This window comes from Jutongia hominis, assembly GCF_014384965.1.
Classification (GTDB): Bacteria; Bacillota; Clostridia; order Lachnospirales; family Lachnospiraceae; genus Butyribacter; species Butyribacter hominis.
The window spans coordinates 67,658-91,265 of record NZ_JACRSW010000014.1; the positions used below are offsets into that span (position 1 = coordinate 67,658).

Genomic DNA, 23,608 nt, shown 5'->3' on the forward strand with positions numbered 1-23,608 from the left:
CCTAAAACAAAAAATCTCACAATATGAATATTTTCCTATCCAAAAAATGAAAATAACACTGAAAAAAATTTGGAGGATATCATCATGAGACAGACAAAAAAGAAAAAATCAGGTGTTATTTTAATAGTATTAGTAGTGGCGATCCTTGCAGCGATCGCAGGAATTGCATGGTATCTGTACAACAAAAACAATGCACAGGAAGAAGCAGCAGGACATTATATTGAACAGAAAGTGGAAAAGATCGAGTATACGGATATTGCAAAAGCAAAAGCCGGTGATACGGTTGCTTTTGGAAAATATGATGATGAAAAAATTGCCTGGAAAGTTTTAGAAAAGAAAGATAATGAACTGATCCTGCTTTCCGATCATTGTATCGCAAAACATGCTTATCATGACAAAAACAAGGCTGTTACCTGGGAAACCTGTGCGCTTAGAAAATGGTTAAATGAATTTTTTTATCAAAAAACATTTTCTGATAAAGAGAAAGCACAGATCATAAAGACAAAAGTCGTCAATGAAGACAATGACGCTTTTGATACATATGAAACACTAAACCGGGTTTTTCCCATTTCTTTTTCATGGGACATGAGATCGGAAACCTGACTCCATTATTCCAAAGCCGGTATCCAGTAACTTAACACGATAATAAAGCATACAGTGCTCGGAATAAAGTACAAAAAATTCACAAACTTCTGCCTCGCTTTTACAGTTGCAAAGCAAAGCAGATTAGCAATCAAAAGCGGAACAAAACCAATTGTCAATGCCATTCCCGCAATATCCCATGCTTCCATTGGCAACATTGCATCAGGATTTGTTACTGTAACATTATGCGTAAAATATGGAATAGCAAAATAGATCAGACAAATAACTCCAACAATATTTAATGCAATTATGAACCATAATAAAATGTTCTTCGTTTGTTTCATTTTCTTCTCCTCCACAACTTCAGATTGAGATTTTACCTGTTTTAAGAGATTTAATAACTATTAAATTTTGTCATTAAATTTTTTGCAAAGCTTTGATAACACATTATAACACAAAATGTAACCATCACCTAAATCATTATACAAAAGAATTGCCCTTTTCAATATTTAATTTTCCAAAAACTTAATTACGCTAAAAAACAATCACACACAAAGGAGCAGAAAACGCAAATACGTTTGCTGCTCCTTTTGTTATTGTTCAAATCCAAGATATCTGCTACCCTGAAATGTCAGCTTTCCTTCATCACCTTCCACTAACATACCATACTCAGAGTCGTCAACCGATAATTCCATTCTGTCTCCGCTTTCTACCTGAAACGTCACATAATATGTTGTATCCGTACTCATCCCTGTCATTCCTCCGCTATTACCATGATAATGCGAATCTACTTCCATCCTTTTTGCTACGACCTTTGCCGGTACGGTTAATCTTGGTGAATGATTATTCTTATTCCATGTACTGATTCCATGAATCACTGTAAAAATAATAATTCCTGATGCAATACAAAACATAACTACAAAAATAAGTTGTAATAAACCAAACATATTCTTCTTTCCCCTTATCTTACGCTGTTGTTATAAAATAGTATAATACTTTCTACTAAAAAAAGATACCTAAATTTATTTGCAATGACTACCAATTGACAAAATACTGCTTTACAAGCTTTTGCAAATGAGCAGTTGCATTCCTTTTTTCCATTGCATGAATCTGTTCCTGTTCAGATAAGATATCCTTCACGGCAAGACAGTCATCAAACAAACCACTCTGTTTGCATTGTATCACATCATCTCCAAAGCAGCCGGCTATTGCCAGAACCCTTTTATGATATTTCTTTGCAAGGGATGCGACACCTGCAGGTGTTTTTCCCATTAATGTCTGTGCATCCAGTCTGCCTTCTCCGGTGATCACAAGATCAGCCTGTGTAATCTTTTCTTCTAATCCGATCTCATCTAATACAATGTCAATCCCCGGTCGCAGCATACCATTTAAAAACATCATAAAAGCATATCCTATGCCACCTGCCGCTCCTGCTCCCGGTGTATTTCTATTCCCCTTGGGGTGTATTCGTTTTTTGTCCTGCCAGGCAGTATCTTCTACGAGATTTGCAAATTGCTCCATTGCACTGTCCATCTTATCTGTCTCTTTTTCTGTAGCACCCTTTTGAGGACCATATATCCTGCTGCAGCCTGATACACCAACCAACGGATTCTTTACATCACAGGCAATTTGAAATTGACACTTCAAAAGATTCTCTGATACATCTTCTGTTCTAATATTAACTATCTTTTCTAATCCTTTTGCACCGAAAGGGACTTCCTTTCCCGATACGTCATAAAAATGATAGCCCAATGCCTGTAACATCCCAACTCCGGCATCGTTTGTTGCACTTCCTCCGATTCCGATAATAAATCTGGTACATCCCTGACGAATCGCATTCTGTATCAATTCTCCGACACCATACGTCGTTGTATGCAAAGGATTCCGCTTTTCTTCCGGCACAAGCGGCAGTCCGGCAGCCTGTGCCATTTCAATCACAGCAGTCTTTTCTAAATTACGCTCATACCACAGATACGATGCTTTAATCGGATTTCCAAGCGGTCCGGTTACCATGCAAGTGCGTTTTGTCACTTTTTGCTGATAGGTTAATGCCTCCAGAGTTCCCTCTCCTCCATCCGCAACCGGATATACTTTTATATTCCATGCAGGATAAATGTTTTGTATTGCCTTTTTAATTGCATTTCCAGCTTCTAACGAAGTCATGCTGCCTTTGAAAGAATCCATTGCAATGATAATTTCTTTCATCTTTTCTTCACCTTCGGACTTTTATATATTACAAAAAATAAATTTCTACCGATATATTTTATCCTATATGCAAAGCTAAAACAACTGCATTTTCTATAATACCGAAAGTGCGAAACATGGCCGAGATCCTTATACCCTAATTTCTTAAGCAATTCGATACCGGCTATATTCTCGCATTCTGTAAAACTGATAAACTCCCATTCCGGAGCCATCTTATTGAGATGCTCATGCAAAACGGTTAGAGCCTCAAAAGCATATCCTTGTCGATGATATTTATAAGAAAAAGTATATCCTAAGGAAATTGTATTATCCTTTGGCTTAACAATTATTTCACCAATCATTTCTTTTGTTTCTTTTAGAGCTACTGCAATCATACAAGGCGAATCGATTGATATTGCATCATTTCTATTTCTCATCTTCGTTAAGACCAAATTTATTACATATTTCTTCTGCCTCAATATCTTCGGCAGTGACTTTCCACGTAATATCCATATAGACTTCTTCTATTCCTTTTTTTGACAGCCCACTTAACAATGAAATATAATGCAAGCAAAACAATTAGTGCTTTGGCATAATTTTGTGTTCTGTTCACTATGTTAATTCTTCTTTCAGTTTTATAATATGCTCTTCAATCTTTTTAATTGTAATTACAAATTCATCATCACTCTTTTCCGTTGGATCTTCAAGCCCCCAATTATCATCAAATGCTCTTCCAATAAATGGGCATCCTACATTACATCCCATAGAAATAGCAATATCAGGTTTTGGAATATCTAAAATTAGTTTAGAATACTGAGTCTGCTCCATATCAATACCATACATTTCTTTCATAATACGCACTGCGTCCTGATTAATTGATGATTTTATTTCTGTTCCTGCAGAATAGCTTTCAAATACATCTGATGCCAAATGTTTTCCGAGAGCCTCCGCAATCTGGCTTCTACATGAATTATGAACACATATAAATGCTATTTTCTTTTTACTCATAATATGGACACCTTTCCTTTATACACTGTTCATTCCTCTTAGAATACTCACACCGTATATTTTCATATTCCAAAACAACGTCATAATTACTATGCCAAATGCTTTGACGATCATCAGACTGCCAAGATGCTCCTGCAAGAAGATACGGACAAATCCATCCTTTTCCTGCATCTGCTTGTGCAGCTTCTTTAGCTGCTTTCTGAAAATATAAGTAAGCAACACCAGAAGTATTCCACCAGGCACAAGGATATAGGCAAACCTCGGTTCCATAATAAGGATCACCACAAGGGCTCCTGCCATCTTCGTTATCATTCCGGCTACGCCCGGAACAATCGTGGCAAGTCCCTCTGACACTACAACGGTATCCTATGTCACCGGTCTTACACTGCTTTCCTTTGTGGGTAAAATCGGTCATAACACCAAGAACATCTGTCTTTTTGATTCCACGCTCTATCCCAATGCAGTTATCGCCAAGGATATCATAGGAATCTTCATATACCTTGATAATTCTGTGAAGCACATACTGGTCTGTGCCTCTTATATACAATACTACATCCCATAACTTACAGCTTTCGCCCTGCTTCATCTCACGCACCGTAAAAGGATCCCGTCCCTGCTTTAACAGTGGCAACATACTCACTCCTACATTTTTGTAAGTAAGAGTGTGATATTTCCGTAGATATTCCTCATAAGCTGTCTTCACGATTCCTCCTGTTTCTTAAGTCTGTTCATTCCTTCATAAGCCACCCTCGCCGCCTCGATATCCATGTTGCAGCCAAGCCGGTAGACCGGCACTACTGACAGTATATGGTCTATGATGGCTTATACGCATAAATTGATACGTTTTCTCCATTATCTTCGTAATTGAAAATCTCCATAATATTCTGCCGCATATACCTGTATACTTCCAAACAGGCAAAGGAACCAAATACATACTGCTGTTAGAAAACGGCAGACACCACTCTAGTAAGATGTGGTACTGCCGCCTCTATAACATCATAATGCTGCAACATCTTGATGCATGGGGTTTGCCCTATAAATCCTCCCTGATTTGCCAACTTTGGTGTGATATCACCAACCCTCTTTTTGCATCAATATTTCAAAATTCGGACTTTCTTATTCAGTCCCTTTTTATAAAGCATCTTCTTGTATGCTTTATATTTACTTGTGGGAACTTTGATCACTGTCTTTTTGCCGATACGGCTAAAAGCATATTTCGCTACTGATTTTGAAGTCAGTTTCTCTGATTTAATCGTAATCTTCTTCAACTTCCTGCAGCCATAAAAAGCATTTTTTTCTATCTTTGTAACATTCTTTCCTATTACAATACTTGTTATATTTGTACACTTGGCAAACGCATTCTTTCCAATTGTAACAATGTTTGAGCCAATCACTACCTTTGTAATTTTCTTATTGTTCTTAAAGGCATTGTCCGCAATGGATGTTACTTTATAAGATACTCCATCAACCTTAACCTTTGCCGGAATGGTAGCCGTTCCTTTTGCAGTACTCTTTGGAGCAGTGTACTGTACTGTCGGTGTTTTGCCCTTGCCACTCGTAACTATGTAAGTCGAACCATCGTTGCCCTTTATCTTCGTACCTTTTTTCGGTACAGACGGCTTATCGTTTTCTTCAGGCTGCTCTGTTGCTCCCGGCTTGTCGGTTGTTCCCGGCTTATCGGTTGTTCCCGATGATGTACCGCCACCAGATGTACCATCACTTGATGAGCCTCCACTTGAGGCACCGCCACTGGATGAAGAACCACCTCCTGACGATGAACCACCTCCTGTAGCTGGAATGATAATGCTTGACTTATCGGTAATCTCCGTCTTCGCCGCATTATCCGCAAAGTACTTGCCGCAGCCTGCATTCTCACATACATAGTATGCTATATTGCCTGCCACAGTCGCTGTCGCATCCTTTGCTGCTACTTCTCTTAACAGATGACCCGGATGCGTGATCACAGATCCTTTGGTCACTAATACGGTACAGTCCTTACAATAGACATCGCCACTGTATCCATCCTCGGTACAGGTAACATCTTTCTTACCTCTCACTTCCGTATCCGTATGGTCACATACGCTTCTTGTGATCATAATACTTACACTTTCTGTCTCGTAATTACCCTTGTCAGCTCCTGTATAAACTGCTGTTGCTGTCACAGCCACACCATCTGTAAGTACTTTATCCTTATCGTTATCAGACCAGTTCCAGCCATCCGGAAGTGTAATATCGCCAACCTTTTTTGTGCTGTGTGCCGGAGTCATCGCAGCTTCCGGCATATTTAGTGCCTTAGCTGCTTTTTCAATCGTAAAATTTATCTCAATAGAAACTATGTTATCTCCTTTGCCTAATGTAAGCTTTGCTTTGTATGTACCGGCATTTTTCGGTGCTGTTGTACTATAAGTAGATGGTGTGCCATTTGTTACCGTTGCATAGGTAATGGCATTTTCAGGAATTGTCTCTATACCCGTGTTTCCAGAATCTATTGCTGTTCCGGCTTTCTTTTCTGTTCCATCATAGACAATTTTTTCATCTGATGTTGCTGCCGGCCGTGTAAGTTTTACGGTGTAGGTTGCACCACACTCGTTACAAGTTGCCTTAATAGCATTACCATTTTCTACAGGCTCATAAGCAAAAGAATGTTCTTCATATATTGACGTACTCTGATTGGAATATACCTTTGTTGAACTGCCCGGTTTTCCTTCACAGCCGTCATATTTATCTACCTGATAAACTCTTTTTGTGCTATCAAGAACAGGATATGTATCACCATTTCCGCCAAGTGCCTGCCCCCATACAGAACCACTGTAAGTTGCGGCATCTTCACCTTCACCTACTGTACAACCTTGTGAGAGAAGATACGCAATTTCACCGCTTGCGAATTGTGCGGCGGTTTTGCCGCCATTTTCATCTTCTGTGTCTGCGAGGTGATAGCAATTTTTGATTGGCCCATAATAGTATCCACATATACCGCTTATATCAGTATCTGAGCTAGTAGCAGTAACGGTTCCTATGTTATAACAGTTTGAAATTGGTGCAATACTACAGCCACACACACCACCCACAGAAGCTACTGAGCCGGTAGCGGTAACAGTTCCTGTGTTATAACAGTTTGTGATTGTGCCACCATTGTATCCACATATACCGCCTATAGTAGCAGATGACTCATCAATACCGGTAAGATTCCCTGCATTATAACAGTTTGTGATTGTGCCGTCATTGCGTCCACACACACCGCCCACAAAATTATTTCCTTTAAAATAGGAATCAACAACTCCAACATTTTTTATGTTGCCATCGGCTTCGGAACTTCCGAATAATCCAATACGTATTGAATTACCATTAAAGTACAAACCACTTACGGTTTTATTATTTCCGTCAAACGTTCCTGAATACTGTGTTATATTATTTTCCATACAATCTGCAATCGGTGTCCAGGTTATAAAATCACTTCCGTTGGAAACATTACCCTCTGTATCGTATTGTAAGGAATCAAGAAGATTTTCATTTACTGTGATGTTGGCTGTCAGAATTGCATTGGCTAATTTGTTTTGTTCAACTCCATCAAGAGTGCCGTTTACAAGTCCTGCAAACCAGTACAGCTGACCTGCATTGCTGATTTCGTAAACATTCTCTTTCATGCTGTCATCGTCAATGTCATATTTGTCAGTTGTTTCAACAGCAGGCTGATATACGGTTGCATTGCATTTCGGGCAGTTTCCGAAACCGTTGCTGTTGAAAGTTATTTCAACCCCCTCATGCTTACACTCTTCCTCTTCCGTGGATTGCTGTTCAGTCTTTCCAGCACTATCATTTGCCTGCACTGCAATTTCTGAATCATTTTCCTCTGCTCCTGCCTGAATCGGTGCCACACCGAATACCATGCAGACAGATAGCATTACCGCCAGACCTCTTTTTATCCAGCGTATCTTTTTTCTCATAGACTGCCTCCTTTCTTATATCTGTGGATTAAACTGCTTTTGGCTCGCAGCCGTATAGCAGTTCGTGTATCCTATCATCTGCGTCTATCTTATATGTCATTGATAGAAAATTCTCTATCATATATTTGGAAATATTTTACCATACCCCCTTATTTTACTCAAGGTTCATGTGGCAATTTGTTCAATTTCGCATAAAATTTCTCATGAAAAATGCCATCTCACCTCTTTTTTTTGATGAAATGACATTTTTCAGTCTATTTATGCAGTTCGTCACAGCATTTATTCCTGCTTTAACAGGTAATTCTTCCATATCTGTGACAACTCATCCTGTTTCTGTGCACAGTGTATCTCATCCAACAGGAATAACATACATCCGCAGTGTCCCGAAAATGTCGGGAAACAGATAATCTTAAGCTCGGTATCTATCTCCGGACTATAAGCCATAATCTCAAGACGTTCTCCATACAACGTTGCCCGCTCGTAAGTACACAGCCATTTATCGTCCATATTGGAGAAGATACTGCCAAAGCTGTTACCGATGAGTCCACTTAGAGGTACTCTCTCCACTTCTGCCAGCTTCTCGTTACCATAGCGGAATATCCAGTCCACAGCATGCCTGTCCTCATTGAATATCATCTCGATATCTGTAACGGCAAACGGCATCTGGTCAAAGCTCTGGTAAAATGCATGATACTCTTCCGGTGTCTTAGGAGTGTTCGGCAGGGCAAAAGTTGCTATAAGCTTTCTCTGCTTCTCCTGCAGCTGTGCAAGGATTTCCTTTCTCCTGCGTGTTGCATAGTTGAGTTCTTCTCCATTGATAAGTGTCAGCGTATCTTCTAATGCATGGATTGCCATGATACACACCAGATAGGTACGATGCACTTTCAGAAAATATTCCCCAACCTGTGCCTCCATTGCCTCTAAGGTGCTTCTGGTCTTATATACGCTTCCGCTTGTCACATGAATGTAACAGTCATTCACCGATGCCTTGATATATAGTATATCTGCGACATTGATTACCACCTGCTTATGATTTGCCTTGATTTCCAGTGTTTTCTTAAACTGCATGATAACTGTTACTCCTTGTGTCTTACGGATTTGCTAATATTTTACTGTATTTTGGGCGTTATGGCAATGAGGAGTTCGTTGATATTTGACATTTTTTGTTAAAATAGTCTGGCTTTGCTGTTATCTATGTATTCTTATGCATTATTTTTCCTCTCAGATCATATTTTAATATGGTGTCACGGTCTTATCCCCCTTCAGTATGTAATCCGTACTCACTCGATAAATTTCACTAAACATCAACAGCGAGTCAATCGACATTCCCTTCACTCCCCGCTCTATCCGGCTGATCGTTCCCGGCTCAAGTCCAACTGCCTCCGCTACCTGCTCCTGTGTCTTTTCTGCCTGTTTTCTTAATGTCTTTAATCTCTTACCGCTTGCTTCCATGTCATAAATTATCATAATTCTTCATCCTTTCCAGCCATCTCGATAGCCAGAATTAATATGGTGAAAATTATCTTTGAATTTTCCGCTCCCTGATTCACGCAAAAAGACGCAAAGGAAAGCCAGTTATCTACTGGTTATCTTTCCCCTGCGTCTCTGGTACTTCCATAATTGCTGATGTGCCCTTATCAGGTGGGCTGTTCATTTAATTGTAATTTTGTTTCTATGTAACAGATCCCAGATCTGTCAGATACAGAACACACCTTTGCCGGCACGCTTCCGTATCATGCCTTCTGTATATTTCTTCAACATCATTACCCGTTTGCAGCGATTGCATTTGATCGTAATGCCCTGCAGGACGATCCGGTCATCGTCCTGACACAATGTGTAATCCATCATCCTCGCATTACACTCTCTGCAATGCAACTGCACTGTACTCCAATTCTTCTCCAATTCAGTTCAACTCCTCTACCATACAAAATTGCTATTACCAACACGCAACATTTGTACTTGCACCAGCTGTCTTAGAACCTCTCTCTACTGTATAGATGTTGCTGCCTTTAATCTTAGCTCCCTTCGGTTCGTGGGCATGAATCTTGGCTTTCTCCTTGGTGTGAATGACCATCGGTTTGTCATCAACCTTTCTAATTTTCAATTTTCTCACCTCCTACTTTGAAAAATAAAATAAGCCGCTAGGGAGCAAAAATTACTCCTTAACGGCTATGTAAAATCATTCAATATTCAATTATTAAAAGCAACATGAAACTGGAATTTTCGCATATGTCGCAATTTAAATTATCAAATAATATAATTAACTACACCATATATAAAATGGCATATAGTAAAAATTGAGATTGGAACAATAGAAATATGATTCTTTCTATCAATAGCAAAAAATAAAAAAGCCATACATGATGGTATCGTTAATCCAAGAATAACGACTGCATTGGTTATTCCCCAATAATAGAATAACCAACTTACAAAATATGTCACGCAACAACAAATCATCGCAATTATTATCTTTGTGAAATTTAGTTTTTTTCTCTCGGGGTTTATAAATACACATAATGCACATATCATTAGTACTTGGCAAATTGAACCTATTGCATCTATTACTACGGTAACCGACTCTGTTCTAAGTATATCATTAGGTGCAGGAACAGCAAACCATATGAAATTTGGTATCATAATAATCAAAAAGACTATTATCCCCCAAATATCAAACCCAATCTTATATTTTTTCAACATAATATTCACTCCATGAAATTCAAATTTTCATGTGTTCGACAAACTGGAAGTTATCTTTTTCCTAATGGCAATGCTATTAAATTTCCCAATAATGCAATAACAGCATATCCAACTACATAAACCCATGCACTTGAGTTATAAAATATAAATATAGATGGCGCAAACATTATTGCTACAATCAAAATATACCAGAAGTTAAAACCATTCCTAATCCCATAAAAAACAGAGGTTATTAAACATATTAGAGGAATAATTACTAACATAACAATCATTGCACTTCCTGTGTTTTTTATAAACCAAGGAACGATATAAAAATCTATCAGCAACAGTAGGTAGAAAACCATGTTCTTTTTTAATTTATCCATCATATCATCATCCTTTCAAATTCCGATTGAGATTTCACCTGTTTTAAGAGATTTAATAACTGTTATATTTTGTTATTAAATTCTCTGTAAACCCTTGAAAACACTGGATTTGTCGCAGGTGAGCTTTCCCTTATTGTTTCCCTTGTGTTATATCGTCCCGCCAGTGTTTACAAACTCTGATAAGGGAAAATACAAGGGCAAGAAAATCATATAAAACAGTATAACACAAAATAAAAGTGACATGGTGAACTGATTGAAATGCTTCTGATTTTTGTAACTGATGATTTATTGATCGATAAGGAGATAAGATACGATGAGAACAATATTTGCAGAATATAATCCACAATGCAACAGTATTGATGTTTATACCAGTGCCGGCTATATGCTTCGCATTGACTGCTGGGAAGCTGAGAAGGACTTAAAAACCACGCCTGGATCAGACTGTGCATTAAATACACTTGCTATTGACGAACCACTGGAATATGCAAGATTATATCTTGATGGAAATTTACAGATGTGGGTTGATGCAGAAGATTCACTTGAACTTTAATATTTCCTGTTAAAAATTGAGTAGGAGGCAGTGACTAACCGCCGTCCTCTCAGTGGACAGCCCCCAATTGGTGAACTGTCCACTTTTTTTAATAATATTCTCGTTCTTCCCACCAGTCGTTCACTTAACATCGGATTCCAATATAAATCACATTCTCAGGCAGTAACAGTACAATAAGATTTATCGGATATTTCAACAAACGCTTATAACAATCCACTGTATATTTTTAAATCTTCATCTTTAAACACATTAAAGATTACCTTTTTTATTCTGCTGTCTTTGTTAAGATACTGCTTTACAGTGTTCGTTGCAATCTCGGCAGCTCGTTGCTGTGGAAAACGGAATACACCTGTAGACAAACAACAGAATGCAATAGATTCCACACCAGTATCAGCTGCAAGCTTTAGGCACTCTGTGTAGCAGTTTGCCAACAGGTCTTCATCTTCTTTTGTGACTTTCCATTGTATAATAGGTCCTACCGTATGAAGAATATATTTTGTCGGAAGATTGTATCCCGATGTTATCTTTGCTTTGCCGGTCTCTTCTTCATGCCCCTGCTTTGCCATAATTTCATGCATTTTCAGACGAAGTTCCATTCCAGCATAAGTATGAATAAAGTTATCAATACAGGCATGCATCGGTGAAAAACAACCAAGCATCTGTGAGTTACACGCATTCACGATCGCATCACATTTCAAAGTGGTAATATCCCCCTGCCAGATATATAATCTCGAATCGGATTTTACAGGTGCAAGCGTGTCAACATCTGTGATTCCACGCTCTATATTTCTTTCTGTAAGATACTCATCCTGTATTTTCAAAAAATCATTACTGATTGGTCTTGGCGGTCTGACATTCATAAGTGAGCGGAGCAGATTTTCCTGCCCCTGCTTATCCGTAGGAATGTTCTGTCTGCCAAACGGTATTTCTTCTTTTAAAAGATACTGAATCAGATATTCTCTTCGCTCATCCTGTGTCATAATACCAGCCCCCTTATATCAGTAATTGCCTTTGCCATATCACCGCCAATACCGATTGCACGTTCCCCGAAGCTTTCCGGAACTACCGCTTCATCCATATTCAGGCGTATCAAACTATAAGACGAGTTCTCCCTCACCATCTTTTCAAAAGGGAAACGTATAATAATCGGCGTATTAAATCCAACTCCAAGTTCCAAAAGAACAACTTTTTTATCTTTATGCTGTTCCAGAAACCCCGCATACCTGTCGGCTGCCTCATGCCACGCTTCATCTTCCACAAAATAATTATCACAACGGAGATTCATAGCCATATTGCCGCCACACACCGGACATTTTGGTACAAGTTCTGATGGAATCAGGCAGTCTCTTCTTGCTTTATCCATTTTACGAAACAGGTCTTTTGCATCGTAAGTCTTTGGATGACAGGCTTTCTGGCACTGGATTTTCCCATAATCTCCCTGTGTTGCAAATATTCTTTTTTCATCGAATCCCGCTTTATAAAACTGATGATCCACATTGGTTGTAAGTACAAAATATTCTTTGTTCTTTACAATATCATAAAGCTCTGTATAAAGCGGCAATGCCGGAGGATCAAAGCGGTTCATCAATGCATGTTTTGACCAGTATCCCCACTTTGCCTCCTCAGACGGATATGGATAAAATCCGGCTGCATACATATCTGTCATGTAGTACTCACCGTATTTTTTTATAAATTCTGCAAAATTGTCTGTAAACCTTTTACCACCATATTGGATTCCCGCAGCTGTCGATGCCCCGGCTCCTGCCCCGATTATAACACAGTCTGTATTTCTTATATTCTTTGCTGCCCTGTCAATCTGGTCTTCATATGCATCCTTTTGGAATACATAATCCCTTGCCGGAGTACTACATAAAAAGTTTCTCCAGTCAGCATGCCCTTTTCTGATTTTCTTAAAAATCATAATGAACCTCTTTTCTCAATACACTGCTTCGGACAAATTTCTGCACATCTTCCGCAATGCAGACAATGATTCTGGTTGATAGTAACCGGAACTGAAGATATATCAATGCATTTTTGCGGACATACAGAGTAACACAGTTTGCATCCAATACATTCTTTTCCAATAAAATACCCTGTCTGAACTGCCTCGGTTTTTCCAATTGTTATAGTATCCCTCACAATATTTGATGGATTGCTGATATCAAAATACTCTCCCTGTGCCTCATACAGCCGAAACACTTCGATTGCGTCTTTCGTATCTCCCGGATAGATTTTCTTCATATATGGATTTTTTTCAAACATAATATCAAGATTCTTTTTTTCGATGTTCTTTATTTTTCCACGCAGAGACACCGCAATTTTGTCTTTTGTTGCGGATATTGCCACATACTGCTGCTCCATTAACTGGTCATAAAATGCTTTTCCCTTTGCTGTAAGGAAATACACACCTTCTTCATCATAGTACATCATATCTATGATTCTTGTCTGAGGATGTCCATCTGAACCTATCGTTGCAACTGTTGTTGAATGAATTTCATCCACCAGAAGTTTAAGATAATCCATTTTTGTCATTTCAAAGTCTCTCCTTTCAGTATCGGTGTAAGTTTTTTATATGTCATCATGGCAATTAAAACAGCCCGCAGGACGGGATTTCCTGCGGGACTTGTTTTATCATATCTTCTCTCATCCGGACTTTACCGTCGGTTATGGAATTGCACCATATCAGCTTTTGCTCGCAGACTATACTGCCGGTCAGGAATTACACCTTGCCCCGAAGACTGTAATTTTTTCTGTTAATTATCTTTAAAATTCATAAGGTGGATTTCCAGAGAAATCTGCGATTAAACCATGCGGATTTTCAAGATAGAACACCTCAAAAATAGGATTATCTGCTGTCTGGTACTGTCCCTTAACGATAGGATTGTTCATGCATCCTTCCTTTACACTCTTGTTGTCCTCAAATACTGCTTTGCCATGAAGGCGAATCCATGCGTATTCAGGGGAAGATACTGATACTTCTACTTCAGGATTTGCTAACATATCCTTGTAAACATCCTTTGTGTTGTTAGTACAGAACCAAAGCTTTCCGTCCTGCTCAAAACAGAACATGAATGGACGGCATTTTGCCTTTCCATCTCTTCCGACGGTTGCTAAATACTGAACCGGGTTTTTCTGTAAAAATTCTACTACTTTCTGCATTTTAAATTACCTCCTTGATATATTGTAACAACGATTGTTACATCTTGCAGCTATACAATATCACCAGTTTAATGTAATGTCAATAGTTACATCAAACTTTTTGTAACTTTTTTTGTTACAACTCCTTTTGAAGATTTTACATTGATTATGAAAAACGAAAAGGCTCCGGAAATTGTGATAATATAATCACGCATCCGAAGCCTTCTGTAGACTACTCTTCCTCTGTATACACTGCAATATCTTTTTTCACATCAGCAAGTGTCATTTCTGAAAGTTTTTCCTCCATGGCCCTCTGTACTTCTAACAGTCTCTTATCAAGAACATGGTGAATATTCTTTCCTACCGGACATTTCTGATTGGGATTCTCATGAAAATGAAACAGTTCTTCTTCTGGTGCACATTCCACTGCTTTATACACATCAAGGAATGTAATCTGCTCCAATGGTCTGGTAATTGTCACACCGCCTGTACCTCTTGCAACTTCAATAAGACCAGCAGCCTTTAATTGTTGCAATATTTTACGAACAATCACCGGATTAGTTCCAATGCTTGCTGCCATAAAATCACTAGTCATCTTCTGATCCGAAAATGTATCTATACAGGCAAACATATGGATTGCCATTGTAAATCTGCTTGAAATCTGCATTATAAACACCTCTCTTTGACAGTAATCATATCAAAAAACAGATGTAATTTCAATGGTTACATTGTTGTTGAAAACTTAATATAAATACAATCAATAGTCTGCTTTAGAAAAAACAGGAAGATACTTTACAAAATCTTCCTGTTTTCTTTTTGTTTTAGTAATATCCTCGTTCCTCCCGCCAGTCTTTCACATAACATCGGATTCCGATATAGACCACGTGCACAAGAAGTAACAGTAGAATAAGGTTCATCGAAATGATTGATTTTATCCATTCTCCAAAGTAAATTACAATAGCTGTACTCGTTATCGCCACTATGATACTAAGGATATCCCAGCAATATTTCCGGTAGATTTTTCCCACCTGATAACCAATCCCAACTATCAGTAATCCAGTTATTATGAATAAAATTCCCATAACAATAACTGCGATCAGCCAGTACATAAGCCCGGAAAGGATACGGTTAGGTATTCCGCCACTTAACTGTCCGAAAGAATCTGCCCCTATGACAAACTCCCGAAACAATCTTCCCATTCCTTTTCCTAACACACCGAAAAAGGTGATACAATCGTTAAGGAAAACTGGCGAAAGAATAGCAGTAAACAGTGTTGTTGTTAAGCTGTACCATGCCAGTAGGAACAGGATACTTTCATAACCAGTTGTCATATTTTTATATTTCTTTTCCAACTGACTTTTGCGGTTATCGCATTTCTCTTTTGCTTTTTGGTAAACAGTACGGTCACATTTTTCGCATTTCTCATAAGGCACTTTTTTCTCAACAGCTACCTCTACAGTCTTTTGATGCGTCTGTGCATAGCGTTTTGCCTGTTCTGCTTTTTCGTTCTTGACATAAAAAGTCTGTCGTTATCATGTAGTACGGAATATCTTGCTATATCCTCATCAGTTTCAGCACAAAGTAATATTCCCAATGTAGGATTATCTCCCTCTTTACATTTCAATTCATCATACATCCTAACATACATATCAATCTGTCCCACATCCTGATGTGTAATCTTCCCCATTTTAAATCAATAAGCACATAACATTTCAGTTCAATATTATAAAAAACAAGATCAATAAAATAGTCTTCTGTCTCAGTAACGATATGCTGCTGTCTGGAAACAAAGGCAAATCCCTTTCCCATCTCCATAAGAAAGTCTCTGATATGTGTTAAAATAGCAGACTCCAAATCACTTTCTATATAGGAATCTTCATTTTTGAATCCTAGAAACTCAGCAACAATCGGACTTTTCAAAAGCTCAAATTTATTTTTTTGAGTTTCCGATGTTTTCTGAAGCATTTCATTCATGACTTCTTCTTTCTTTGGCGACTACATTAATCTGTAATAATACTGTATGCTGATATTTCTATCTAAAGTTCTTGAGCTCCAACTTTCCTGTGCTGCTTCATTCATATACCACAATCTGTTCATCTGGAAAAGCAAGATAGAATTAACGAAAATATTGCAGATTTCTTTTTGAAAAACTTTTTCCATATTCTTTTGTGAGTTCATCCGCTAATGCTCAATTAAAGCCTGACCATATTTTGCTCTTTCTTTTCCTGCTCAAACAATATTCCTTCTTATATAGCAGTCTCCATCGACTGCTATATACGCATTAGAGATGTCTCCATCGAAATGCTGTTCTAGCAAGGGATTTTTCCCTTGAACCCTTTGTTTATTATATGTAGTGGCACTTTTTGCCCCCACTTTTTATGTTCTAATTTCATGTAATCTTGTTTAGATTCCAGATTTCAAAAAACGGAGGTGCAAAATGGAACCATTTTTGAATCCCGGTGGCGCTTTTCGCCCATAAATAGTGAAAGTGGAGGCACTTTCTGCCCCCACTCAAGATATGTTGCTAAAATACTGTTTAGATTTATCATACATACAAACTGTAATTGATTGCCATATTCCATTCTTGAGTTATACTCGCTTATAAATAATTGGTTCGTCATATCCAAAAGTTTTCTTTCCATTAACTTCCATGCTTTCAGATACCTCCAGACAACTATCAGAAAACTTTTCCCAAAGCTTAAATGTCATTACTGGTGAAAACTGGCTTGTACTGCCTCCTTCCCAGATTCCATCTTTTTCATGATAGAGTGCCGGAGTGAATTTTTCAGATTTTTTCAATTCAGTGTAGTCAGCGTTTTTCATAGAATCATATGAAAACGTACTTTTATCTTCTCCTTCTGGTATTTCATAAGAATACAACACAATTCCATCTTCTTCCTCTGTAATAAGGAAAAGATGCGGTGAAGCATGGCGTTTCCCATTTGTCTCATAGTAGCTTTCTTCAACAACAAATTTACCATTAAAATCTTTAGGAAGGTTCAAAATTTTCTCATTACAGATTGTATTAATGTGTTCTGCATAAGGATATGTTTTCCCTTCTCTCTGCATATTATCAAACTGCTCTTTGTTATTAAAGTGTCCTGTCATCATATTAATAAAATTATCGAGCTTCATCATGCTTTTTACCTCCAAATTCCGATTTGTTAAGTTTACTTCAATTTCCATCTTCTTGCCCTTCGGACAAGAAGCATCCCTCGCTCTAAAGAGCTCGGTCAATTCTGATTTCTATCACTTTTTTTCTTTACATTGTCGAAAATAAATAAGTATATTTTCGCATCTGTGCAAATATAATCATTTCTACACGGTTTCGGATTTCGTCCGAATAGTTTTCCGCATCAGCAAGCAATTCTGTTACATCTTTTTTTGTAAACTGAAATTTTAAATTCGTTTTATATAATGCTTCAGAAATATCCAATTGTTCATCAAATTCACCACATATTGTTTTTGACTGAACACTATCCATAAGTGCATAAACATCTCCCGACAAAGGATAATCCATAGTTGTATCCGACAGCAATCCCGCACCATTATCAAAAATCGGACAATACGCGTAGTCCCCTTTTCCATTCATCAGAACTGCAATATTGTGTGTGTGACGATCTTCATTCAGAAAAAACGCATCAATCGTCAGCAACTTATTTATATAACTACCAAAATTCCGAAGTCCTGTCATGCGTTCTACCTGTTGCACTAAAAACTGTAAGCGTTCTTTATGTTTCGGTATTCTATACAAAGATTTGTATAGACTTTCTCCGAAAAAATTCCTGAACAACCGCTCCAGCGTAATAATCTGCCAGTCTTCACTTAGAAAATTTTTACTCTTCACGCCATTATAAATTACCGTGCCGTATTTTATTTTTTCCAGATTATAGCATACAAACTCATTTTCAGTCAGAGTTGACTTTTTCAAAAGATGGGAAATCATATACTCTGCCAGTCCTTCATAACCTGTATAGTCTGCTTTATACCATATTCCTTCATTCTCCCATTTTAGCTGGTTTCCCTTTGAAGACTGTCGGTCATTTGTCCTGATATTCTGCTCGAATAATTCTATCATGCATCTACCTCTCTATGCGAATCCAAAAATCATCTTCCGCCATTCGTCCTGCCGTCTTCTCTATAATCATGATTGGATCATAAAATGGCAGTCCCAGATCCTTCAATATCAATTTCATCTTATCTCTGCTTTCCGGAAAACATCTTGACTCCAGAAACTCCAAATAATCATTATAATCCGGATCGTCTATAGTACCGAAAGCACGGAACATAATCTTATCCGTATAATTCCTTATTTTCACTTTTCGTTCCTGCTCATTCACATCAATCAAAGTGCATACGTCCTGCTCATACATATACCATATTCTAAGCGGCCACACTTTTTCCGGCACCTTCACTTCCTGCTCATATTCCGGATATTTTTGTAGCATTTTCAGAAATGGAACAATTGGTCCACGAATCACTTCTTTACTTCTCTCCCAGCGTTCTATGGTCGGCTTTGAACAATTGATAAATTCTGCAAACTCTTTCTGCGTCAAATGTAATTCTTTTCGAATCTGTTTAATTTCCCTTGCAGTTGTGTATTCCGGCGTTACAAATAATCTTTCTTTCATAAACTCACCTTCCAGTTTTATGATTACCGACTTTTTCTTTATTAAATCATGAATTCGCAACACAAGAGAGTTTACTTTCTTGTGCAGAATTCATGAACGACAAAATCTTCAAGCGCGAAGTGCGTCAAGCATGTAATGCTTGGATTTTGGAGTTATTATATCATGAATTCGCAACACAAGAGAGTTTACTTTCTTGTGCAGAATTCATGAACGACAAAATCTTCAAGCGCGAAGTGCGTCAAGCATGTAATGCTTGGATTTTGGAGTTATTATATCACAAAATCTAATATACGCAAATAAAAACCATTATTTTAATTGCATTTCTTTTTTAAAAACAATTAAAATAATGGTTTTCTAAACTTACAGAAAACATGTATGACAATTCCAATATGCAATATAAACTGTGTTTCATATCAATATACTTACAATATTCTTATTGAATAACCGATGTTGTCCACTTGCCAAATGCCTGAGAATCCATGCTTGAAACATAGCCGAGATCCTTATACCCTAATTTCATCATTTTTCTACGTTCAATTAAATTTAAATTTTTTTCAAAGTCTTTTGCCTGCCCTCTCTGATATCTGGCACATATTTCGTTATTTCTGTAATCAAATATTACATGTGCATCATTTTGCGATACATTGCGCAGATGTAGTCTTTTCGTGTCAATGGAAATCATCTATTTGTCCTCTATAATTCAAGCTTTCACTGACTTCACCAACTCCCAAACTATCCAGTTCTCAAAACCAGAATTTGAACCCTTTTATATATGATTCCTCTCTGATATTATACCATACACTTCTGGGCGTCGATTTTTGCACCCCCATACCTCACGATGACGATACTCTCGCAACATATCTACATCCAATTCAGCCACGTATACACCCTCTCCCTCGTCAGCTTCAAATACACATGTATCTCGCGAGTCAGGAAGCTCTGGAAGATATACGACACCATCGAACAGGGTAGAATGTCCATTGCAATCCGGATGAGGGGCCGGATAATTGCATGTGGCTATAGCTAACATATTTTCATATGCTCTTCCCCTGAGTTGTGCGAGACGGTTCAGTTCCATTGGGCAGGCATTTGGAACTAGAAGTAGCTCCGCTCCTTTCAACATCATAACTCGAGCACTTTCCGGAAATTCCCGGTCATAGCAAATCATTGATCCGACTTTTATAACTCCTTCTTTCGTATCCAATTCTGTCACAAAGAAATCATCTCCTGCATCCAGAACACTTTCATCATCTTCTTCCCCAAAATTACAAATATGGACTTTTGAATAACAATACTGTATTTTGCCATGTCTGTCGAAAAGGCAAACTGTATTTCTCGGTTTCGGCTCATGTTGCTCCAAAAAAGTGATAGCTATAGCCATATCCAACTCTGCAGCAAGTTCTGCAAACCTTTTCACAAAAGAGCCATACCTAGGAATAGCACATTCCCGTAGGCTTGCCTCTTCATGTGGAAAGACGTATCCGCAGCTCCACATTTCTGGAAAAATTGCAATATCTGCCCCCTTTTCTTTTGCCTGAAAACAAGCCTTGATTCCCTTTTCCATATTCCCTTTCAGACTTCCTGTTGGAAGAAGCTGTAATAATGCAATTGTAAGTTTCATATATTCCTCCATATCATTGTAGAAACCAACTCACTGAGGGCTATTTTTCATAACAAATTCATAGGCTTCTTTTGAATGTTTAAATATTTTTACCTTCTCACCAAAAATGCTCAATTCCTGCAATAATCCTCTTTTCATTTGGTTAAATTCCAAAACCCATTTAATATTACACCATAAAAAATTCCATGTTGGTTTTGAATTATAAGACTCTCTTCCACTTCTTTGGTTAATCCATCGTTTAAATACTCTTATCATTCTTATAATTGTGTATTCGTCTAATACAATAATATAATCACAGCATCCAAAGCTCTCTTTCAGAATTTTTCTTGGAGATCCTTCTACAATCCAATTATTTTCATTTATTATATCATAAAAATATTTGTCTCGTTCCTCCGGATTTCTTTTAACATCTCCGTTCAAAGTTCTTTTCCAGACAATATTGTCTTTTTCATAATACGGAATACCATATTTCCTTGAAATTCTGTTTGCAAGTGTTGTTTTTCCACTTGCAACCGAACCGATAATGTCTATTTTCATACTAAATCCCCCTAAATCCCGATTTATACTCTGTTTTCTCTACAAAAGATACCTCCCCAGCATCCGGTTCACGCAATCCTTAATCTGGTTCATAATCCTTTTACATTCCGTTCTCTCCATCCCGGCGGCAACACCAACTGCCAGAATCTCTTTTTCTCCCGGATTCCGCCCATTTCCATCAACAGTAGTCGTATGTTCTCCGTAATAAGTATTGCTGTAAGTGAGATCGTATGCCGGACTCAACCGCCAACGATTCTCTGCTTCATGGTATAGATATGTGAAATTTTTAGAATGATCATCACGGTTATGGGCAAAAACATTAAAGCACATCCGTCGAAACATATTGTTCACATCTTCTAAGTAATCCCTGGTTAAAATCTTCGTCAACTTCATCAAACTGTGGTAATCAAGACTTGGCTGTTCAAAATCCAATTCCAGAAGGGCGGCAGCAGTCAACATATGAATTCGTTTTTGAGCGCCATTATCTATTATTCTGTCAAATCGTTTCGTTCCAAAATACCCCTCACATTTGTCTGACGGAAATAATCTGGTTTCACTCATGGTAATACCGCATTGTTTAGCACAACAGGAATAATCATATTCCATCTTTCCGGCATTTCTTCCATCTACATGGGCTGGAAATTTAATAATCCACTCTTCCCCATCAATGGTTGTCATAATTTTGGGTCTGGCTCCACCGCTGGTACCTCCCAAACGGTATAATTCATCCAGCTTATCGGAATATTCTGTATTCAACAATTTCTGGCATTGCTCCGCAAGTTCATCCAGATTACTGTGTCCTTGTTTCTCCTGAATTTCCTTTTCCGGATAATAGGTAAGTGCCCCCATTCCTGATGTTCCAACGATAGCCAGCCGGTCCAGGACCGTAAGCTTATCCGGATTTTGTCCATTTGCACGCAACAGCCGGTTCAACAACAAGCTTCCCCAGTTATCCGGTAAACTGTCTGTAAACACACCAAAAAGTCCATCAAAATAGTCTTTGTTTGGAACAAAAACCTGATTTTTTAGCGGAAGTGAAAATGGACTGATCGAGAATCCATGTTCCAACCACTCTTCGCTATATTGAAATGCCGCTTTATGATTTGCGGTCATAGCCAGCGTTCCAACGAGCCTCCCATCATAAAGAACCTGCAATGCACTATTTGTTTTCATTGATAACCTCCTGAATATTCTTATATGGCACCTGCGTAAAAATACTCCTAAGTTCATCTGCAATGTCCAAGGCCATCGCAATCTTTGTCAGGGATATCAGTGATATCTGTCCGGTCGCTTCAAATCTTTTGATAGAACCATAACTTACACCACTCATAGATGATAGCTTCTCTTGGGAAATAGAACGTCGTTTTCGGATATTTCTTATCCTTTGTGCCAGCTTCCGGTCCAGTTCTTCCGCTGTTTCCCATATCAGTTGTTCCATTCATTTTTCACCACTTTCATTTATAGATAATATATTATCCAAAGCGGCTTAATTTATACCATTTTAGATAATATTTTAACTATTATTAGTTTACCATTTTTCTTTTTAAATAACAATAAAAATGTTGTATTTATAATGTTAACACGAATGGTATATCCATTGATATAATAATTTTTGTAATCGCCACGCCAACAATCATAAGCGCAATCATACAGCTCACTTCTTCCTCTTGTAAGCCAGAAAAAAGGATGCCTCTTTCAAAAAGCACCCTCCAATAAACATAAAGATTCTGTTAATTGTCTTTTGAACTTGATTTTTCAATGGTATTCGTTATAGTTCAGCTTTGTAGTATACTAATCCTCAGCGGAATTTTGAAAATTTTGTTCTCTGAAGATTACTAAGTTTATTTTGCAATAACCTAATTATAAATTAAACAAGTCACTATGCGTACCTGTACGAGCAAGTCCATTTACAAGTTTTGTTACAATACTTTTGAGTAATGAAATATCCAATCCTCGACGCTTAGCAAGTTTATAATCTTTCTTAAACTGGGTTGTATTTTTAATCTCATACTTTGTCATTTATCAAGATCTGCAAAGAGTTCATCCACGTCATGATAACCTTTAGCATTAGGATTCTTTGCAATCCTTTCTGCCTCCAACATAGCAGAGACGGTTTCTTTATTTGGAGTTCCTTCTGTAATTTTGAAAGGAATTCCTCTTTCACGCAAAGATTGTCTGACAAAAATATTAAAAGCAGTACTTAGGTTCATACCAAGTTCTTCATATAATTTCTCAGCAGCAGCCTTTAAATTACTATCCATGCGAATACTAGCACGAATATTTCAATATAATAGGTGAGTTGCAAAACGAGATGGTGAGATTAGTAGTATCATTCTTCTTTAATGAGCCAC

30 protein-coding genes, 2 pseudogenes and 1 riboswitch are annotated in these 23,608 nt (G+C 37.9%); of the genes and pseudogenes, 2 read left to right on the plus strand and 30 right to left on the minus strand.

Annotation, left to right across the window (positions count from 1 at the left end):
- The first annotated feature begins 84 nt into the window (after positions 1-84).
- Positions 85-603: a DUF6273 domain-containing protein gene (locus tag H8700_RS04045; protein ID WP_249303356.1), complete on the plus strand. Its 519-nt coding sequence runs from the start codon at positions 85-87 to the stop codon at positions 601-603.
- 5 nt (positions 604-608) lie between these two features.
- On the opposite strand, the gene H8700_RS04050 is transcribed toward H8700_RS04045, so the two are convergent.
- The 13 genes from H8700_RS04050 to H8700_RS04110 form a co-directional block, all read right to left on the minus strand.
- Positions 609-926, minus strand: a complete 318-nt coding sequence (locus H8700_RS04050) for a hypothetical protein (RefSeq protein WP_249303359.1) — start codon at positions 924-926, stop codon at positions 609-611.
- A 249-nt stretch (positions 927-1,175) separates the two neighbouring features.
- Positions 1,176-1,529, minus strand: a complete 354-nt coding sequence (locus H8700_RS04055; RefSeq protein WP_249303362.1) for a DUF2500 domain-containing protein — start codon at positions 1,527-1,529, stop codon at positions 1,176-1,178.
- 88 nt (positions 1,530-1,617) lie between these two features.
- Positions 1,618-2,787, minus strand: coding sequence for a glycerate kinase family protein (locus tag H8700_RS04060; RefSeq protein ID WP_249303365.1), 1,170 nt, complete (start codon positions 2,785-2,787; stop codon positions 1,618-1,620).
- Positions 2,784-3,203 carry a GNAT family N-acetyltransferase gene (locus tag H8700_RS04065; protein WP_249303370.1) on the minus strand — a complete coding sequence of 140 codons (420 nt, stop codon included), beginning with the start codon at positions 3,201-3,203 and terminating at the stop codon, positions 2,784-2,786. Before H8700_RS04065 ends, H8700_RS04060 begins: the two co-directional genes overlap by 4 nt.
- 175 nt (positions 3,204-3,378) lie before the next feature.
- A complete protein-coding gene (locus H8700_RS04070; protein WP_249303384.1) occupies positions 3,379-3,774 on the minus strand; it encodes an arsenate reductase/protein-tyrosine-phosphatase family protein in 396 nt (131 codons plus the stop codon).
- A complete protein-coding gene (locus H8700_RS12610) occupies positions 3,767-4,477 on the minus strand; it encodes a S24/S26 family peptidase (RefSeq protein ID WP_249303387.1) in 711 nt (236 codons plus the stop codon). The genes H8700_RS04070 and H8700_RS12610 overlap by 8 nt, the downstream gene beginning before the upstream one ends.
- A 388-nt stretch (positions 4,478-4,865) precedes the next feature.
- Positions 4,866-7,718: a leucine-rich repeat domain-containing protein gene (locus tag H8700_RS04080; protein WP_249303394.1), complete on the minus strand. Its 2,853-nt coding sequence runs from the start codon at positions 7,716-7,718 to the stop codon at positions 4,866-4,868.
- Positions 7,719-7,997: 279 nt separating this feature from the next.
- Positions 7,998-8,786, minus strand: a complete 789-nt coding sequence (locus H8700_RS04085; RefSeq protein ID WP_249303405.1) for a LytR/AlgR family response regulator transcription factor — start codon at positions 8,784-8,786, stop codon at positions 7,998-8,000.
- 165 nt (positions 8,787-8,951) lie between these two features.
- A complete protein-coding gene (locus tag H8700_RS04090) occupies positions 8,952-9,185 on the minus strand; it encodes a helix-turn-helix domain-containing protein (RefSeq protein ID WP_249303412.1) in 234 nt (77 codons plus the stop codon).
- 228 nt (positions 9,186-9,413) lie between these two features.
- A complete protein-coding gene (locus tag H8700_RS04095; RefSeq protein ID WP_249303414.1) occupies positions 9,414-9,620 on the minus strand; it encodes a hypothetical protein in 207 nt (68 codons plus the stop codon).
- Between the two features lie 34 nt (positions 9,621-9,654).
- Positions 9,655-9,822: a hypothetical protein gene (locus H8700_RS04100; protein ID WP_249303700.1), complete on the minus strand. Its 168-nt coding sequence runs from the start codon at positions 9,820-9,822 to the stop codon at positions 9,655-9,657.
- A gap of 143 nt (positions 9,823-9,965) precedes the next feature.
- Positions 9,966-10,415, minus strand: a complete 450-nt coding sequence (locus tag H8700_RS04105; protein ID WP_249303423.1) for a hypothetical protein — start codon at positions 10,413-10,415, stop codon at positions 9,966-9,968.
- Positions 10,416-10,465: 50 nt separating this feature from the next.
- Complete coding sequence (locus tag H8700_RS04110) at positions 10,466-10,783, minus strand: DUF2651 family protein (RefSeq protein ID WP_081733101.1); 318 nt, start codon at positions 10,781-10,783, stop codon at positions 10,466-10,468.
- Positions 10,784-11,093: 310 nt separating this feature from the next.
- Here H8700_RS04110 and H8700_RS04115 point away from each other — a divergent pair, with 310 nt between their 5' ends.
- The gene (locus H8700_RS04115; protein WP_055057071.1) at positions 11,094-11,330 is read left to right on the plus strand and encodes a DUF6061 family protein; all 237 of its coding nucleotides are present in this window, start codon (positions 11,094-11,096) and stop codon (positions 11,328-11,330) included.
- Positions 11,331-11,533: 203 nt separating this feature from the next.
- Here the strand turns inward: H8700_RS04115 and H8700_RS04120 are convergent, their stop codons facing one another.
- The 17 genes and pseudogenes from H8700_RS04120 to H8700_RS04200 all read right to left on the minus strand — a co-directional run bounded on the left by H8700_RS04120 (position 11,534) and on the right by H8700_RS04200 (position 23,518).
- A complete protein-coding gene (locus H8700_RS04120; RefSeq protein WP_072522433.1) occupies positions 11,534-12,310 on the minus strand; it encodes a protein-ADP-ribose hydrolase in 777 nt (258 codons plus the stop codon).
- Positions 12,307-13,251, minus strand: coding sequence for an SIR2 family NAD-dependent protein deacylase (locus H8700_RS04125; RefSeq protein WP_072522434.1), 945 nt, complete (start codon positions 13,249-13,251; stop codon positions 12,307-12,309). Before H8700_RS04125 ends, H8700_RS04120 begins: the two co-directional genes overlap by 4 nt.
- On the minus strand, positions 13,248-13,862 hold the full coding sequence (locus tag H8700_RS04130; protein WP_118498512.1) for a 4Fe-4S binding protein: 615 nt from the start codon (positions 13,860-13,862) through the stop codon (positions 13,248-13,250). Before H8700_RS04130 ends, H8700_RS04125 begins: the two co-directional genes overlap by 4 nt.
- Positions 13,863-13,961: 99 nt before the next feature.
- Positions 13,962-14,073, minus strand: a riboswitch (FMN riboswitch).
- Positions 14,074-14,093: 20 nt separating this feature from the next.
- Positions 14,094-14,489 carry a pyridoxamine 5'-phosphate oxidase family protein gene (locus tag H8700_RS04135; protein WP_004844992.1) on the minus strand — a complete coding sequence of 132 codons (396 nt, stop codon included), beginning with the start codon at positions 14,487-14,489 and terminating at the stop codon, positions 14,094-14,096.
- 211 nt (positions 14,490-14,700) lie between these two features.
- Positions 14,701-15,135, minus strand: a complete 435-nt coding sequence (locus tag H8700_RS04140; protein WP_249303429.1) for an Rrf2 family transcriptional regulator — start codon at positions 15,133-15,135, stop codon at positions 14,701-14,703.
- Between the two features lie 154 nt (positions 15,136-15,289).
- Positions 15,290-15,916, minus strand: a pseudogene (locus H8700_RS04145) (DUF6040 family protein); the annotation flags it as partial.
- A gap of 5 nt (positions 15,917-15,921) precedes the next feature.
- Positions 15,922-16,442, minus strand: a pseudogene (locus H8700_RS12285) (PDDEXK nuclease domain-containing protein).
- Between the two features lie 615 nt (positions 16,443-17,057).
- Positions 17,058-17,606 carry a hypothetical protein gene (locus tag H8700_RS04155; protein ID WP_249303694.1) on the minus strand — a complete coding sequence of 183 codons (549 nt, stop codon included), beginning with the start codon at positions 17,604-17,606 and terminating at the stop codon, positions 17,058-17,060.
- A 124-nt stretch (positions 17,607-17,730) separates the two neighbouring features.
- Entirely contained in the window at positions 17,731-18,546 is an 816-nt protein-coding gene (locus tag H8700_RS04160) for a HipA domain-containing protein (protein WP_249303437.1), read from the minus strand.
- A gap of 4 nt (positions 18,547-18,550) precedes the next feature.
- A complete protein-coding gene (locus H8700_RS04165) occupies positions 18,551-19,099 on the minus strand; it encodes a helix-turn-helix domain-containing protein (RefSeq protein WP_249303443.1) in 549 nt (182 codons plus the stop codon).
- Positions 19,100-19,532: 433 nt separating this feature from the next.
- Positions 19,533-19,781: a GNAT family N-acetyltransferase gene (locus H8700_RS04170; protein ID WP_022142265.1), complete on the minus strand. Its 249-nt coding sequence runs from the start codon at positions 19,779-19,781 to the stop codon at positions 19,533-19,535.
- Positions 19,782-19,865: 84 nt separating this feature from the next.
- A complete protein-coding gene (locus tag H8700_RS04175; RefSeq protein WP_249303454.1) occupies positions 19,866-20,720 on the minus strand; it encodes a carbon-nitrogen hydrolase family protein in 855 nt (284 codons plus the stop codon).
- A gap of 30 nt (positions 20,721-20,750) precedes the next feature.
- Complete coding sequence (locus H8700_RS04180) at positions 20,751-21,257, minus strand: P-loop NTPase family protein (RefSeq protein ID WP_249303460.1); 507 nt, start codon at positions 21,255-21,257, stop codon at positions 20,751-20,753.
- 39 nt (positions 21,258-21,296) lie between these two features.
- Positions 21,297-22,430 (minus strand): type II toxin-antitoxin system HipA family toxin, encoded by a 1,134-nt coding sequence (locus H8700_RS04185; protein ID WP_249303463.1) that lies wholly within the window; start codon positions 22,428-22,430, stop codon positions 21,297-21,299.
- On the minus strand, positions 22,417-22,695 hold the full coding sequence (locus H8700_RS04190; RefSeq protein ID WP_249303470.1) for a helix-turn-helix domain-containing protein: 279 nt from the start codon (positions 22,693-22,695) through the stop codon (positions 22,417-22,419). The genes H8700_RS04185 and H8700_RS04190 overlap by 14 nt, the downstream gene beginning before the upstream one ends.
- 422 nt (positions 22,696-23,117) lie before the next feature.
- Entirely contained in the window at positions 23,118-23,276 is a 159-nt protein-coding gene (locus H8700_RS04195; protein WP_249303714.1) for a type II toxin-antitoxin system RelE/ParE family toxin, read from the minus strand.
- A complete protein-coding gene (locus tag H8700_RS04200; RefSeq protein ID WP_249303483.1) occupies positions 23,273-23,518 on the minus strand; it encodes a type II toxin-antitoxin system RelB/DinJ family antitoxin in 246 nt (81 codons plus the stop codon). Before H8700_RS04200 ends, H8700_RS04195 begins: the two co-directional genes overlap by 4 nt.
- Positions 23,519-23,608: the final 90 nt, after the last annotated feature.